We start from the raw sequence: 15,793 nt of genomic DNA on the forward strand, positions 1-15,793 counted from the left end.
CGCAGACTTGCTAGATCAGGCCGACAGCTCGACCAGCAGCTTATTCAGCCGCTGAACATACGCTGCCGGGTCCTTCAGGCTGTCGCCCGCGGCAAGCGCAGCCTGGTCGAAGAGGATATGCGAGAGATCGGCAAAGCGATCTTCATCCGGCTCGGCATCCAGTTTTTCGATCAAAGGATGCTGCGGGTTGAACTCGAAGATCGGCTTGGATTCCGGCACCTTCTGCCCGCTGGCCTCGAGAATCTGACGCATCTGCAGACCCAGGTCCTGCTCGCCGATGGCGAGGATTGCCGGCGAGTCGGTCAGGCGATGGGATACCCGCACCTCTGCCACCTCCTCTCCCAGCGCACCCTTGAGGCGCTCGATCAAGCCTTCCTTGGTCTTGGCGATTTCTTCCTGGGCCTTTTTGTCTTCTTCGGAATCCAGCTTGCCCAGATCCAGGTCGCCGCGTGCAACGTCGACGAACTGCTTGCCGTCGAAATCTGTGAGGTAGCTCATCAGCCACTCGTCGATACGGTCGGTGAGCAGCAGCACTTCGATGCCCTTCTTGCGGAAGACTTCCAGGTGCGGGCTGTTCTTCACCTGCGCATAGCTCTCGCCGGTGAGGTAGTAGACCTTGTCCTGGCCTTCCTTCACGCGGCCCAGATAATCGGCCAACGACACCGACTGCTCGCCTGAGGCATCAATAGTGGATGCAAAGCGCAGCAGACTCGCGATTTTCTCCTTGTTGGCGAAGTCTTCCGCCGGGCCTTCCTTGAGCACCTGACCGAACTGCTTCCAGAAGCCCTTGTATTCCTCGGGCTTGTCCTTGGCCAGCTTATCGAGCATGTCCAGGACGCGCTTGGTCAGCGCAGACTTCATCGAGTCGATCACCGGGTCCTTCTGCAGGATCTCGCGCGAGACGTTCAGCGACAAGTCGTTGGAATCGACTACGCCCTTGATGAAGCGCAGGTACAGCGGCAGGAATTCGTCAGCCTGGTCCATGATGAACACACGCTGCACGTACAGCTTCAGGCCCTTGGGTGCTTCGCGATGGTACAGGTCGAACGGCGCGCGGCCTGGTACGTAGAGCAAGGACGTATATTCGAGCTTGCCTTCGACCTTGTTGTGGCTCCAGGCCAGTGGGTTCTCGAAGTCGTGGGCGACGTGCTTGTAGAACTCCTGATACTCCTCGTCCTTCACCTCGGTGCGCGGCCGAGTCCAGAGCGCGCTGGCACGGTTGACGGTTTCCCACTCCTGCTCGGTGGGCTTTTCGTCCTCCTCACCGTGGAATTCCTTCGGTAGCTCGATGGGCAGCGCGATGTGATCGGAGTACTTCTTGATGATGTTGCGCAGGCGCCAGCCGTCGGCGAACTCTTCCTCGTCCTTTTTCAGGTGCAGGACGATGCGGGTGCCGCGCTCGGCCTTGTCGATATTGGCAACTTCGAACTCGCCCTCGCCCTTGGACGCCCAGTACACGCCCTCCTCGCTCGGCGTACCGGCGCGGCGGCTGAATACTTCTACCTGGTCGGCGACGATGAACGCGGAATAGAAGCCCACGCCGAACTGACCGATCAGGTGAGAATCCTTCTTCTGGTCACCGGAGAGGTTCTTCAGGAAGTCGGAGGTGCCGGACTTGGCGATGGTGCCCAGGTGTGCGATCACGTCATCACGGTTCATGCCGATGCCGTTGTCCTCGAGGGTCACGGTCTTGGCATCTTTGTCGAAACTGACGCGGATTTTCAGGTCAGCGCCGCCTTCGAGCAGTTCTGGCTTGGCCAGCGCCTCGAAACGCAGTTTGTCGGCGGCATCGGAGGCGTTGGAAATCAGCTCGCGAAGGAAGATTTCCTTGTTCGAGTACAGCGAATGGATCATCAGGTGAAGCAGCTGCTTCACCTCGGTCTGGAAGCCCAGGGTTTCTTTGTTTTGAGTTTCCACACTCATCGTCAACAACTCCACATCGTCAATGGCACGGGCCGCAGTCGCGGCGATGACTGGCAGATTGGGGCTTGGTGGAAAATTTCAAGGGCAAGGGCGGCTCAGCTCAGCCCCGCGAACTCATGGTCCGACCAGTTCGAGCAGCACGATCTCGCCCGGCGCCAGGTTGTAGGTCGCTTCGCCAGGCCCACGGATAACGCGCCTGATGACCAGGTTGCCCTCGCCGTCCAGGCCCGCGAAGCGGCCTTCGGCAACGCCACCACGCTCGGTGTGGGCGCGCATCGAGCGGTGAAGGTAGCGGCCCGGATTACGCAGCAGCTGCTCGATGGAAAAGTCCTGGAGCTTATCCATGCTGTTTTGCGGTCTCGCCGCCAGGGCGGGGTCAGTCGCTTTGCTTGCCGGCGTTACCGTCTTAGCCGCAGGCGCAGCCAATGGAGGGTAAGCGTCCCCTTTCACATACCAACCCTGCTCGCCCTTGGCCAGATTTAGGGTGAAGGGCTGGACCTCGCCCTTCACTTGCGCCTGCACCTGTACTTCAAGCTCATCGGCCGGAAGCGTCACCGCAGGAATCGGCTGCAGCGTGACGTCAGGACTCGCATGCCGGCGCTGCAGATAATCTTCAATCACGAAAGCCAGGGTCTCTCGCGAGTCGTGACGGCGGTCCACCTGGCCATCGAGATAGCGCAAGCGATCGGTATCCAGCTCGACAACACCGGTGAGGCTGGTTTCGTACTGAGGCGGCAGAATGAGATGGAAATCACCGCGCAGCTTGTTCGGCGCAACGGGCTGCAAGTTCAGATGCAGCGTATATCCGCGATCGAGCCGACGCGTTTCAGGCAACTCCTGATCCGGGTTCAGCCAGGCGATTTCGACCTCAGGCAACGCACCGAGGTCATCAGGCAGTACGTCAACGCGCAGCGCACCTTCGACGGGCTCGCGCAGACGGATGGTGACCTCCTGGCGAGCGAAGAAGCCCTGACCTTCACGCAAGGTCAGCACACCCTTGATGGCCTCGCCTTGCTGCGGTGTAAATTTGCGGCCGTTCAGCTTTCCACGAACGCCCATCGCCAGGTCAGGCTGCTCCTGAGTTGGCAGCCAGCGGAGACTGAAAATCGCCTCCAGCCGCTCCGCATCACGACTGGCCAGCAATGACAAGCCGACAATGAGTGGTATGAGACCAAGGCTGGAAAGGATGAAGGCCTTGCGTGCAACACGCCAATGGCTGAATACAAAAGCCAACGTCAACGGCGGCACCAGGCTGCCCAGCCCCCAAAACAAGCTTGTCGCAAATGCCTGACTGACGAGCCAGACGAGACCGGCAAGCATCAACAGCAGGCCGCCGAGTATCAAAAGTGCTTCCATTCGGGTTCCTTAACACAGTCGCAAGTGACGGCCCGCGCCGTAGCGCCGCCACCTGACGAATGCGTCAGGGCTCGTCGATCTTGAAATGGCAGCGGGCTGTAGCGATAGGCTCGGCCTGATGGGTCTGCCAGGCGGTGATCGCTACGTTGGCGACCCTACGGCCCTGACGCCAGACCTGGCAGTCGGCAAAGGTGTCACGATAGTGACCGGCACGCAGATAATCTATCGAGAAGTCGATGATTTTGGGCAAATGTGGCGCGCCCATGAACATAACCAGATGCAGTAGCGCGGCGTGCTCCATGAACCCCGCAATCACCCCTCCATGAATGGCCGGCAACGGATTGCCTATGTTGTCCTCGTTCTGCGGGAGCCGAAAAATCATTTCGTCGCCGAGCCGCAAGCACTCGATCCCGATCAGCTTGGCGTACGGCACCAGCTCTATCAGTGAGTCGTAATCGTTACTGGCATGAGCGTTCCGGACCAATTCGTTGAGATCGAGGTCGCTCATGCCGCGCCACCCTTGCCGAACACGCCTTGAGTGGCCTTGCCCATGCGCATGAAGGTGCCAACCACGTGAGCAATGGGTTCGTTGATATCCCGCTGGTAGGCGACCCCGCGGGTAAAGATCACGGTCGGCGTAACGCGATAGCACTCGGCAAAGCCGAAAATATCGTGCCCCGCCTCGGCCGGATGCATGTAATCGATACGCAGGTCGAGCGTCGGGCAGACCTCCAGCTCAGGCAACGCACAGGCCGTGGAGATACCGCAGGTCGTGTCCATCAGCGTGGTGATCGCACCACCGTGAACGCCACCGGTTTCCGGATTCCCGATAATCTTTTCGCTGTACGGAAGACGCAACGTCAACCCACTGCTGTCAGCGTGTTCGACACTCAGCCCAAGCACCTGGCAGTGCCGCAGAAAAGACAAGAAGCGCTGGGTACGCTCAAGTATCTGACTATCGCTCATTAGAACTCTCGGAGGGGGACCAAGCCACGCATGATACCGGCTTGCCTTGCGCCCGCCCTATTCCTTGGGCGCTTCGACTGGCGAAGTTGGCGTGAATACCATCACTTCGAGCACGTCGGAGTGGAATTCGCGGCGATAGAGGATCAGCACGACACCAGTGGTCACTAGCATGAAAAACCACGGATGGACGAACCATGCGAGCGTCGCCATGCCGAAGTAATACGCACGCAAACCGAAATTGAACTGGTTGGCGGCCATGGAGATCACCCGCGCCGCGCGCTCGGCGAAGGCCCGGCGCTCCTGGTCACTCACGTTGCGCTCCCCCACCATCGGTGCTGACGCCACCAGCACTGCGGCGAAGTTGTACTGACGCATGCACCAGCTGAAGGTGAAGAAGGCGTAGACGAACACCACCGCCAGGCACAGCAGTTTGACCTCAGAGAGCCCGCGACTGACCGGCTGCGCAAATGGCAGGTCGGCCAACAGCGATACCGCGCGATCGGACGCACCGAGTGCGGTGAGGATACCGGCGAGAATGATCAGCGTACTGGAGGCAAAGAACGACGCGTTGCGTTCCAGATTGCCGATCACGTTGGCATCAGCGATGCGGTTGTCGCGCATCAACAGGCGTTGCATCCAGTCCTGCCGATACAGGTGCAGCACGCTTGCCAGACAGGCGGTATCTCGGCCGCGCCAGGTTGCGTAACGGCTGTAGCCGGCCCAGCAGACGATGAACCAGAACACGGCAATCAGATGGGGCAGGATCGGGTGGGATAACGTCATGGCGCGCCCTCGTAGACTTCTCGAGATTATAGCCAGCACCGCTGTGCTGACGCTGCGCCTGACATCCACGCTGCGTCGGATGCTGCAACCATCAGCTCCGACGCAGCGCAGCGATCATTTCAAGCCTGGCGCTGCGCCTGTTCAGCACGACCAAGCAGGCGGTCCGTAGCGACGGCAAAGACCAGCATCACCAGCACTGGAACCAACCAGCCCATGCTCTGATCTGCCAACGGCAGCTGTGCGAACAGTGCCGGAACCCAATCATTGAATCCCGCTGCCGCGAGGCCATCGACAACGCCGAAGATCAGCGTCACCCCCATGACCGGCACGAACACCCGCGATGGCGATACCCAGAAGCGATCCAGCAAGCTCAACGCAACGAGGACGATCGCTAGAGGGTACAGGCCAACCAGTACCGGCACCGAGACACTGATCAGCTGGGTCAGGCCCTGGTTGGCCACCAGCAGGCTGGACAGCGCGAAGACGATCACAACGGTGCGATAGGACACCGGCAACAGCGCACTAAAGAACTCACCACAGGCCGTCGTCAAGCCCACCGCAGTCGTCAGGCATGCCAGCGTGATGACCACCGCCAGCAGCAGGCTGCCCGGCGTACCGAACGTGTGTTGCACGTAGGTGGTGAGAATCTGCACGCCATTTTCGGCACCAGCGGCGATGCCCTGGCTAGTCGCGCCGAGATAGAACAGCGCCAAATAAACCAGCGAGAGTCCAATTGCGGCGATCACACCGGCGATCATCGAATAGCGGGTCACCAGTGCAGGCTCGGTCACGCCACGGTCGCGTATGGCGGTAGCGATCACGATTCCGAAAACCAGCGCGCCAAGGGTGTCCATGGTGAGGTAGCCCTCGAGGAAGCCCTTGATCAATGGAGATGCACGATAGCTTTCGGTCGCGGCGCCCACATCGCCTGCCGGGGCGAAAATGGCCGCCCCACCAAGCACGAGCAGCGCCGCCAGCAACACGGGCGTAATGAACTTGCCGATTCGATTCACCAGCTGGCCGGGATTCAATACCAGAAACAGCATGGCGGCGAAGAACACGAGCGTATAGATGAAAAGCGGCGTTCCGGCGTTGCCGCTGAACGGCGCGATACCCATCTCGAACGAAACGACAGCTGTACGCGGAGTGGCGAACAACGGCCCGATCGCAAGATAAACGGCCACAGCCAACACCGTTCCGGCAAATTTGCCAAGCGGCGCAGTAAGACGATCCATTCCGCCGCCAACGCGAGCGAGTGCAACAACAGTCAGCAGCGGCAGCCCGACGCCTGTCAGCAGAAAGCCCAGTGCCGCGTGCCAGATGAACTCGCCTGCCGCCATGCCGGCGCTAGGCGGAAAAATGATGTTGCCGGCGCCGAGAAACAGCGCAAATGTCATGAAGCCAAGGGCTAGCAGGTCAAAACCTTTCAAACGATTCATGCGGAGAAAAATACCAAGTGGATAACGGCGTAATGAACTGCGACGCACACGATTACGCGCGACGGGTCAGCAATTCATATTGGCCTGAATGATGGGTTACGGGTTTCCTTCAGGGATAAGGGGAAACGTCATTCAGCCGGTTGGGCCGAATCCTTTGTTGCACGCTTTCGCTCTTGTGGACCGAACAAGCGTATGAATGGATGGCAATGATGCCACGATGCGGTCGTGGATGCCGATCAGAACCGAGGTATCGCCCGCGAAAAAGTGTCGCTCCATGTCGGAGATGCGGCGATCACGCTCAAAATCGAGTCATGCAGAAGACATAAACGACAAGCCCCGATTTACGCCAATAAGCGCGCCTCGGGGCATGCCAGGACTTACGAGCGTGACGCCCGGCTGTTACCGGGCGCCACGGCACATCAGGCCTTCATTTCCCAACCTGTCACTTCCGCCAGCGCCTTGCCGATGTCGGCGAGGGAGCGAACGGTCTTCACGCCGGCATCCTGCAGGGCCGCGAATTTCTCCTCCGCTGTTCCCTTGCCGCCGGAAATGATCGCGCCCGCATGGCCCATCCGCTTGCCGGCCGGAGCCGTGACGCCCGCAATGTAGGAAACCACAGGTTTGGTCACGTTGGCCTTGATGAAAGCCGCCGCCTCCTCCTCTGCCGAACCGCCGATCTCGCCGATCATTACGATGGCCTCGGTCTGCGGGTCTTCCTGGAACAACTTGAGGATATCGATGAACGTCGAGCCTGGGATCGGATCACCACCGATGCCGACACACGTCGACTGACCGAAGCCGGCGTCGGTGGTCTGCTTGACGGCTTCATATGTCAGGGTGCCCGAACGGGAAACAATCCCAACCTTACCTGGCAGATGAATGTGACCAGGCTGAATGCCAATCTTGCACTCGCCAGGGGTGATCACGCCTGGGCAGTTAGGCCCGATCAGGCGTACACCCAACTCGTCGCACTTGATCTTCACTTCGAGCATATCCAGCGTTGGAATACCTTCGGTGATGCAGACGATCAATTTGATGCCGCCGAATGCTGCTTCGAGGATGGAGTCCTTGCAGAACGGTGCCGGCACGTAGATCACCGATGCGTCGGCACCCGTGGTTTCGACTGCTTCCCGCACGGTGTTGAACACCGGCAAGCCCAGATGCATCGTGCCGCCTTTGCCCGGCGTGACACCGCCGACCATCTTGGTGCCGTAAGCGATGGCCTGCTCGGAATGGAAAGTACCCTGCGAGCCGGTAAATCCTTGGCAAATAACCTTGGTGTCCTTATTGATCAATACGCTCATTATTTGCCCTCCGCGGCTTTGACAACCTGAATGGCCGCATCGGTCAGGCTGTTCGCACCGATGATATTCAGACCGCTCTCACTCAGCATCTTGGCGCCCAGATCGGCGTTGTTGCCCTCAAGGCGCACAACCACGGGAACCTTGACGCCTACTTCGCGGACCGCTCCGATGATGCCTTCGGCAATCATGTCGCAACGCACGATACCGCCGAAGATGTTCACCAGAACAGCAGCGACGTTGCTATCGGAAAGAATGATCTTGAACGCTTCGGTCACGCGCTCCTCGGTCGCACCACCACCAACGTCAAGGAAGTTTGCCGGCGCACCGCCGTGCAGATTGACAATGTCCATGGTCCCCATGGCCAGCCCAGCACCATTGACCATGCAACCGATATTGCCGTCGAGCGCCACGTAGTTCAGTTCCCACTTGGCCGCGTGGGCCTCGCGCGGGTCGTCCTGAGACGGATCGGCCATGTCACGCAGCTTGGGCTGGCGATAGATGGCATTGCTGTCGATATTGATCTTGGCATCAAGGCAATGCAGGTTGCCGTCTTTCTTGATCACCAGCGGGTTCACCTCGAGCAGCGCCAGGTCGTAATCCTGGAACAGCTGAGCAAGGCCAACGAAGATGTGGACGAACTGCTTGACCTGATCGCCTTTCAGGCCGAGCTGGAAGGCCAGTTCCCGTGCCTGGAATGGCTGAGCACCGACCAACGGATCGATGGTGGCCTTGAGGATCTTCTCGGGCGTGTCGTGAGCGACCTTCTCGATATCCACACCACCTTCGGTGGACGCCATGAAGACGACTCGACGGCTGGCGCGATCAACAACGGCGCCCAGATACAGCTCTTTCTCGATATCGGTGCAAGCCTCGACGAGGATTTTGCTGACCGGCTGACCGTTCGCATCGGTCTGATAAGTGACCAGACGCTTGTCGAGCCACTGCTGGGCAAATGCCCGCGCTTCATCCTTGCTGCGGACCAGCTTGACGCCACCCGCCTTACCGCGCCCACCGGCATGAACCTGGGCCTTGACTACCCATTGGGTCCCGCCAATTTTGTCGCAGGCCTCCGCTGCCTCTTTAGGGCTGTCTACCGCATAGCCCTTGGAAACGGGCAGACCGTATTCAGCGAACAGTTGCTTACCTTGGTACTCGTGAAGATTCATGCTTTCTACCGTCTGGTTTGGTATTGGCGCATTTACGGCACGACAGATCGCCGTGCCCCCTCACAAGTCGCTGAAAACTATCCGCGAATTCACGATACCTCTCAGCGACCTGCAATTTTTCGAAACTGCAGTTTGCAAAAGGCCCGGCGTATCTACGGATACGTCGGGCCCGGGTACAGCACGAACCGATTAGCGCTTCTTGCGATTGGCGATGTGGATGGCGTGACCATTCACTGCCAAAGCCGCTTCATGCAGCGCTTCGGACATCGTCGGGTGCGAGAACACCATCATTCCCAGGTCTTCGGCACTGGTGCCGAACTCCATGCCGATGGCGCCCTGCTGAACCAGTTCGGCTGCACTTGGCCCCATTACATGGACACCCAGTACGCGGTCGGTCTTGGCATCAGCAATCACCTTGACCAGACCAGCAGTATCGTTTGCAGCCATAGCGCGACCGCTGGCAGCGAACGGGAAGGTACCGACGTTGACTTCAACGCCTTCGGCCTTCAGCGTCTGCTCCGACTTTCCTACCCATGCGATTTCCGGGTGCGTGTAGATGACCGACGGAATCAGGTCATAGTTCATCTGGGTCTTGTGACCAGCGATGCGCTCAGCAACCATCACGCCCTCTTCCGAGGCCTTGTGGGCGAGCATTGCGCCGCGTACGACGTCACCGATGGCATAAACGCCAGGAACGCTGGTCGCGCAGTAGTCATCGACAAAGATGAAACCGCGCTCGTCCATATCGACCCCGGCATCGGCAGCCAATAGCTCGGAAGTGACCGGGCGACGGCCGACCGCAACGATCAGCTTGTCGAAGGTCATCTGCTGCTCGCCTTCTGTGCTGGTGAAGTTGACGGTGACTTGCTCACCCTTCACTTCCGAACCGGTCAGGCGCGCACCCAGAAGAATTTTCAGACCTTGCTTGGAAAGGATCTTGAAAGCTTCCTTGGAGATCTGCTCGTCAGCAGCCGGCAGGAACTTGTCCATGGCTTCGATGACAGTCACTTCAGAACCCAGGCGGGCCCATACCGAACCCAGCTCCAGCCCGATCACGCCGGCGCCGATAACACCCAGCTTGCCCGGGACGCTCTGAAAATCCAGCGCGCCAGTGGAGTCGACGATCACGTTCTGATCAACCGGAGCCGGCGGAATGTTTACCGGCGTGGAGCCGGACGCCAAAATGACGTTCTCGGCAGCCAGCGTCTGGACGTTTCCGTCCAGGCCAGTCACTTCGACCTGCTTGCCAGCCAGCAGCTTGCCGTGGCCTTCGAATACGGTGACACCATTGGCCTTCAGCAGCGACGAGACGCCGCCAGTGAGGTTCTTAACGATCTGGTCCTTGCGTGCCACCATGGTCGGAACGTCCATGGCCACTCCGCCGGTGCTGATGCCGTGAACCTTGAAGCTCTCGTGGGCTTCATGGAACTTGTAGGAGCTGTCCAACAGCGCCTTGGAAGGAATGCAGCCTACGTTCAGGCAGGTGCCGCCCAGAGCGGTCTTACCATCCTTGCCCTGGTACTTTTCGATACACGCGGTCTTCAGACCCAGTTGGGCTGCACGAATGGCGGCCACGTAGCCGCCAGGGCCGGCACCGATGACGACGACGTCGAATTTCTGGCTCATTACAAATCCTCTTCAAAAGCAGCTAAAAGCCAAAGGCTGCAGGCAGCACGGCCGGCTTTCACCTGACCTGCCAGCTGCAGCCCGTGACGTTTCTATCAGATATCCAGCAGCAGACGGGCCGGGTCTTCCAGCAGGTCCTTCATGGTAACCAGGAAGGTGACCGCTTCCTTGCCGTCGATCAAGCGATGGTCATAGGACAGGGCCAGGTACATCATCGGCAGGATGACCACTTGACCATTAACGGCCATCGGACGTTCCTGGATCTTGTGCATACCGAGGATGGCGGTCTGCGGCGGGTTGACGATCGGCGTCGACAGCAGCGAGCCAAACACACCCCCGTTGGAGATGGTGAAGGTACCGCCAGTCATCTCTTCGATGGTCAGCTTACCGGCCTTGGCCTTCTTACCGTACTCATTGATGCCGCCTTCGATCTCGGCCAGGCTCATGTGCTCGGCGTTGCGCAGCACCGGAACCACCAGACCACGGTCGCTGGATACGGCCACGCCGATGTCCTGATAGCCGTGGTACACGATGTCATTGCCATCGATGGAAGCATTGACGCCAGGCTGGCGCTTGAGCGCTTCTACCGCGGCCTTGACGAAGAAGGACATAAAGCCCAGACGCACGCCGTTGTGGGTCTTCTCGAACAGATCCTTGTACTTGGCACGCAGCTCCATGATCGGCTTCATGTTGACTTCGTTGAACGTAGTCAGCATTGCCATGGACGACTGAGCTTCAACCAGGCGCTCGGCGACCTTGGTGCGCAGGCGAGTCATCGGGACGCGCTTCTCGACGCGATCACCTTCAGCGAAGATCGGTGCAGCGGCAGCCGGGGCTGCAGGCTTGGCAGCAGCAGCCGGGGCGGACTTCTTGGCCTCGATGGCAGCTACAACGTCCTCCTTGGTTACGCGACCATCTTTACCGGTGCCCGCGATGCTGTTCGGATTGATACCGTTTTCTTCGGCCATCTTGCGAGCAGCAGGAGCCAGAATCGGCTCTTCGCCAGCTGCGCTTGCAGCAGCGGCCGGGGCAGCAGCTTGAGCCGGGGCAGCAGCAGCCGGGGCAGGCGCGGCGGCAGCTGTAGCGCCAGCGTCCAGCTTACCGAGCAGTTCGCCGCTCAGCACGGTGTCGCCTTCGTTCTTGACGATCTCAGTCAGTACGCCATCAGCTTCGGCGAGCACTTCCATGACCACCTTGTCGGTTTCGATGTCGACGATCAGCTCATCGCGCTTAACCGCGTCGCCCGGCTGCTTGTGCCAGGTAGCAACGGTGCCGTCGGCAACCGATTCCGGGAATGTAGGGGCTTTGATCTCGATAGCCATTATTCAGGGGTCCTATTGATTCGGTTTCTACATCGAGGCCGCGAATTTTCGCGGCCTCTTGCACGAATGGGTTAAACGGTGAAGGCGTCCTGCAGCAGTTTTTCCTGCTGTTCGGCATGCATGGAGGCGTACCCAACCGCCGGCGCCGCTGATGCATCACGACCTGCGTATTGAAGGAACAGTTCCTTCTTGAACGCGGTCGCCACGCGGCGCATGTGGTGCTGGCTGCAATACCAGGCGCCCTGGTTCATCGGCTCTTCCTGACACCAGACGATGTGCTTGAGGTTCTGGTAAGGCGCGAGCGCCTCAGCCAGATCCTCTTCCGGGAACGGATAGAGCTGTTCGATACGCACGATGGCGATATCCTCACGCCCCTCGGCACGACGCTTGTCCAGCAGGTCATAGTAGACCTTGCCGCTACACATGATCACTCGCTCGACCTTCGCCGGATCGACCGCGTCGACTTCCGGGATAACGGTCTGGAACGAACCCTGAGTGAGTTCTTCCAGTGTCGAGGTCGCAAGCTTGTGACGCAGCAGAGACTTCGGCGTCAGCGCAACCAGCGGCTTGCGTAGCGGGCGAATCGCCTGACGACGCAGCATGTGGTAGACCTGAGCCGGAGTAGTCGGCACGCATACCTGGATGTTGTGCTCAGCACACAGTTGCAGGTAACGCTCCAGTCGAGCGGATGAGTGCTCCGGACCCTGCCCCTCATAACCATGCGGCAACAGCATGGTCAAACCACACAGTCGGCCCCACTTGTGCTCACCACTGGTGATGAACTGGTCGATGACCACTTGGGCGCCGTTGGCGAAGTCGCCAAACTGCGCTTCCCAAACGACGAGAGCGTTGGGCATCGTGGTGGCGTAACCGTATTCGAACGCCAGGACCGCTTCCTCGGAAAGGAACGAGTCGTACAGATCGAAACGCGGCTGACCTTCGTAGAGGTGCTGCAGCGGGATGTAGGTGTTGCCATCCTTCTGGTTGTGCAGCGCAGCATGACGGTGCGAGAAAGTACCGCGACCGACGTCCTGACCAGAAATACGTACCGGGTGGCCTTCGAGCAGCAGCGTGGCGTACGCCATGACTTCCGCGTAACCCCAGTTGATCGCTAGCGCACCCGCGCCCATCTTCTGCCGGTCTTCGAGGATCTTCGAAACCTGGCGCTGCACTACAAAGCCATCCGGCGTCTGCAATAGCTTGTTGGACAGGTCCTGCAGGGTCTTCAGGTCGAAGCTGGTGTCGTGACGGGCAGTCCAGGCATGACCCAGATACGGACGCCAATCGACGAAGAGCTCCTTGTTCGGCTCTTTGACCAAGCTCTTGACCACGTGCAAGCCGTTATCGAGCGCGGTACGGTACTCATCAATCTTCGCCTGAACGCGCTCGTCATCCAGCACTTTGGATTGGATCAGCGAGTCCGCATACAGCTCGCGAGTGGTGCGCTGCTTGGCGATCTTCTGATACATCAGAGGCTGGGTGCCGCTTGGCTCGTCCGCTTCGTTGTGACCACGACGGCGGTAGCAGATCAGGTCGATGACGATATCGCGCTTGAACTGCATCCGGTAATCGACAGCCAGCTGGGTGACAAACAGCACAGCTTCGGGATCGTCTGCGTTCACGTGAAAGATCGGAGCCTGAATCATCTTCGCCACGTCGGTCGCGTACTCGGTGGACCGAGCATCTTCCTGCTTGTTGGTGGTGAAGCCGACCTGGTTGTTAACCACGAGGCGGATGGTGCCACCGGTGCGATAGGCACGGGTCTGCGACATCTGGAACGTTTCCATTACCACACCCTGACCGGCGACGGCAGCGTCACCGTGGATGGTTACCGGAAGCACCTTGTCGCCAACCGGATCGTTGCGGCGATCCTGACGAGCGCGTACCGAACCCTCGACCACCGGGGAAACGATTTCCAAGTGAGACGGGTTGAACGCCATGGCCAGGTGAATCTCGCCGCCCGGTGTCATCACGTTGGACGAGAAGCCCTGGTGGTACTTGACGTCGCCTGAGCTTAGGCCTTCGACCTTCTTGCCTTCGAATTCGTCGAACAGGTCACGAGGGTTTTTGCCGAAGGTATTGACCAGTACGTTCAGACGGCCGCGGTGGGCCATGCCGATTACAATTTCTTTAGTGCCGTAAGAACCAGAGCGCTGGATGATCTCGTCAAGCAGCGGGATCAGACTCTCGCCCCCTTCCAGACCAAAACGCTTGGTGCCCGGGTACTTGGTGCCCAGGTATTTTTCCAAGCCCTCAGCAGCAGTGAGACGCTCGAGCAGGTGGCTCTTGATCTCGGCGGAGAACTCCGGCCGACCACGCACGCTCTCCAGGCGCTGCACAAACCAGCTGCGCTGCTCGGAGTCGACGATGTGCATATACTCGGCACCGATGGTGCGGCAATAGGTTTCTTGCAGCGCCTGGACGATTTCCCGCAGAGTGGCCTGGCCGTTGACCATGGCCAGATCAGCAGTACGGAATACGGTGTCGAGGTCGGCATCGGTCAAACCGTAATTGTTGATCACCAGATCAGCAGGGACAGCGCGCTGCTGCAGGCCAAGCGGGTCGAGCTGTGCTGCCTGATGGCCGCGTACTCGATAGGCCTGGATCAGGCGCAGTACTTCGATCTGCTTCTTCTCGTGCTCGCTGCTGACACTGCCTGCGGAAACAGGCTGCGCACGGCGCTGGTTCTTGCCCAGCAGGACGAAGTGGTCGCGAATCGTCGAATGCGATACATCGGCTGAAGCACTGCCACCGGAGGGCAACTTCTGGAAGTAAGTGCGCCACTCTTCGGGCACAGCGTTGGGATCGTGCAGGTAGAGCTCATAAAGCTCTTCCACATAGGCAGCGTTACCACCGGATAGGTGGGCACTGTCCCACATGCGCTGCATTACGCTTTCTTGCATGTCTGGTCACCTTCGATAAGGAGACACCACCAGCGTGGAAACCGCAGCATGACTTCCCAAGTTCTGAAGCAGCGACTCAGGTAAAGCCACTACGGACCGCGCAGATAGTTCCCGGGCACAACCCGGATGCTCCTGCTGGTCATCAAATTTTCAGAGTGAAATCCCGGCTTTGTGAGCTGGGATTCCTACTAAAACTACGGCGCCGAGCTTCAACTTCGGCGCCGTAGGTGTAACGGGTAACGCATTCCGGCCGTTTCAGGCTAGCGCATAATCTGTCGCGACCGGGGTGTCATCAGGTACCGCTCTGCAGCAGCATGTTGCGTATGTGACCAATTGCCTTGGTCGGGTTCAACCCTTTCGGACAAACGTCAACGCAATTCATGATACCGCGGCAGCGGAACACGCTGAACGGATCGTCCAAACCTGCCAGACGGTTCTCGGTTTCGGTGTCGCGGCTGTCGGCCAGGAAACGATAAGCCTGCAGCGACGCGGCCGGCCCGAGGAACTTGTCCGGGTTCCACCAGAAGGACGGGCAGCTGGTCGAGCAGCAAGCGCACAGAATGCACTCGTACAGACCGTCCAGCTTCTCGCGATCTTCCGGACTTTGCAGACGTTCGATAGCCGGTGGCGGCGTATCGTTCATCAGATACGGACGCACTTTCTCGTACTGCTTGTAGAAGATGCTCATATCGACGGCCAAGTCACGAATAACTGGGAGACCCGGCAGCGGACGTACGACCAGCTTGTTGTTCTTGACCACGGCGGACAGCGGCGTGATGCAAGCCAGGCCGTTCTTACCGTTGATGTTCATCCCATCGGAGCCACACACGCCTTCGCGGCAGGAGCGACGATAGGAGAAACCCTGATCCTGTTCCTTGATCAGAGCCAAGACGTCCAGAACCATCAGGTCTTTACCATCGGTATTGACCTGAAAATCCTGCATGAACGGCTTTTCGTCCTGATCGGGGTTGTAGCGATAAACACTCACTTGCAACATATCGTCGA

The 15,793-nt window shown here is 59.2% G+C and carries 12 protein-coding genes; all 12 read right to left on the reverse strand.

What is annotated here, in order from left to right; translation table 11 throughout:
• Positions 1–15 precede the first annotated feature (15 nt).
• Positions 16–1,923: a molecular chaperone HtpG gene (gene htpG, locus SM130_RS12770; RefSeq protein ID WP_102825671.1), complete on the reverse strand. Its 1,908-nt coding sequence runs from the start codon at positions 1,921–1,923 to the stop codon at positions 16–18.
• A 114-nt stretch (positions 1,924–2,037) separates the two neighbouring features.
• Positions 2,038–3,279, reverse strand: coding sequence for an MFS transporter (locus SM130_RS12775; protein WP_102825670.1), 1,242 nt, complete (start codon positions 3,277–3,279; stop codon positions 2,038–2,040).
• Positions 3,280–3,343: 64 nt separating this feature from the next.
• Positions 3,344–3,787 carry a PaaI family thioesterase gene (locus tag SM130_RS12780; RefSeq protein WP_102825669.1) on the reverse strand — a complete coding sequence of 148 codons (444 nt, stop codon included), beginning with the start codon at positions 3,785–3,787 and terminating at the stop codon, positions 3,344–3,346.
• Positions 3,784–4,245 carry a PaaI family thioesterase gene (locus SM130_RS12785; RefSeq protein ID WP_102825668.1) on the reverse strand — a complete coding sequence of 154 codons (462 nt, stop codon included), beginning with the start codon at positions 4,243–4,245 and terminating at the stop codon, positions 3,784–3,786. The genes SM130_RS12780 and SM130_RS12785 overlap by 4 nt, the downstream gene beginning before the upstream one ends.
• Before the next feature lie 57 nt (positions 4,246–4,302).
• Positions 4,303–5,028: a DUF599 domain-containing protein gene (locus tag SM130_RS12790; RefSeq protein WP_102825667.1), complete on the reverse strand. Its 726-nt coding sequence runs from the start codon at positions 5,026–5,028 to the stop codon at positions 4,303–4,305.
• A 119-nt stretch (positions 5,029–5,147) separates the two neighbouring features.
• Positions 5,148–6,467 (reverse strand): branched-chain amino acid transport system II carrier protein, encoded by a 1,320-nt coding sequence (gene brnQ / locus SM130_RS12795; protein WP_102825666.1) that lies wholly within the window; start codon positions 6,465–6,467, stop codon positions 5,148–5,150.
• Positions 6,468–6,886: 419 nt separating this feature from the next.
• Positions 6,887–7,771, reverse strand: coding sequence for a succinate--CoA ligase subunit alpha (sucD, locus tag SM130_RS12800; protein ID WP_102825665.1), 885 nt, complete (start codon positions 7,769–7,771; stop codon positions 6,887–6,889).
• Positions 7,771–8,937, reverse strand: a complete 1,167-nt coding sequence (gene sucC, locus SM130_RS12805; RefSeq protein ID WP_102825664.1) for an ADP-forming succinate--CoA ligase subunit beta — start codon at positions 8,935–8,937, stop codon at positions 7,771–7,773. The genes sucD and sucC overlap by 1 nt, the downstream gene beginning before the upstream one ends.
• A gap of 189 nt (positions 8,938–9,126) precedes the next feature.
• Positions 9,127–10,563: a dihydrolipoyl dehydrogenase gene (gene lpdA / locus SM130_RS12810; RefSeq protein WP_102825663.1), complete on the reverse strand. Its 1,437-nt coding sequence runs from the start codon at positions 10,561–10,563 to the stop codon at positions 9,127–9,129.
• A 95-nt stretch (positions 10,564–10,658) separates the two neighbouring features.
• Complete coding sequence (gene odhB, locus SM130_RS12815; protein ID WP_102825662.1) at positions 10,659–11,885, reverse strand: 2-oxoglutarate dehydrogenase complex dihydrolipoyllysine-residue succinyltransferase; 1,227 nt, start codon at positions 11,883–11,885, stop codon at positions 10,659–10,661.
• Positions 11,886–11,956: 71 nt separating this feature from the next.
• Positions 11,957–14,788, reverse strand: a complete 2,832-nt coding sequence (locus SM130_RS12820; RefSeq protein ID WP_102825661.1) for a 2-oxoglutarate dehydrogenase E1 component — start codon at positions 14,786–14,788, stop codon at positions 11,957–11,959.
• A gap of 292 nt (positions 14,789–15,080) precedes the next feature.
• On the reverse strand, positions 15,081–15,785 hold the full coding sequence (locus SM130_RS12825; RefSeq protein ID WP_003302396.1) for a succinate dehydrogenase iron-sulfur subunit: 705 nt from the start codon (positions 15,783–15,785) through the stop codon (positions 15,081–15,083).
• Positions 15,786–15,793: the final 8 nt, after the last annotated feature.

Origin of the sequence: Stutzerimonas stutzeri (genome assembly GCF_038561965.1) — a bacterium.
GTDB lineage: Bacteria > Pseudomonadota > Gammaproteobacteria > Pseudomonadales > Pseudomonadaceae > Stutzerimonas > Stutzerimonas stutzeri_AA.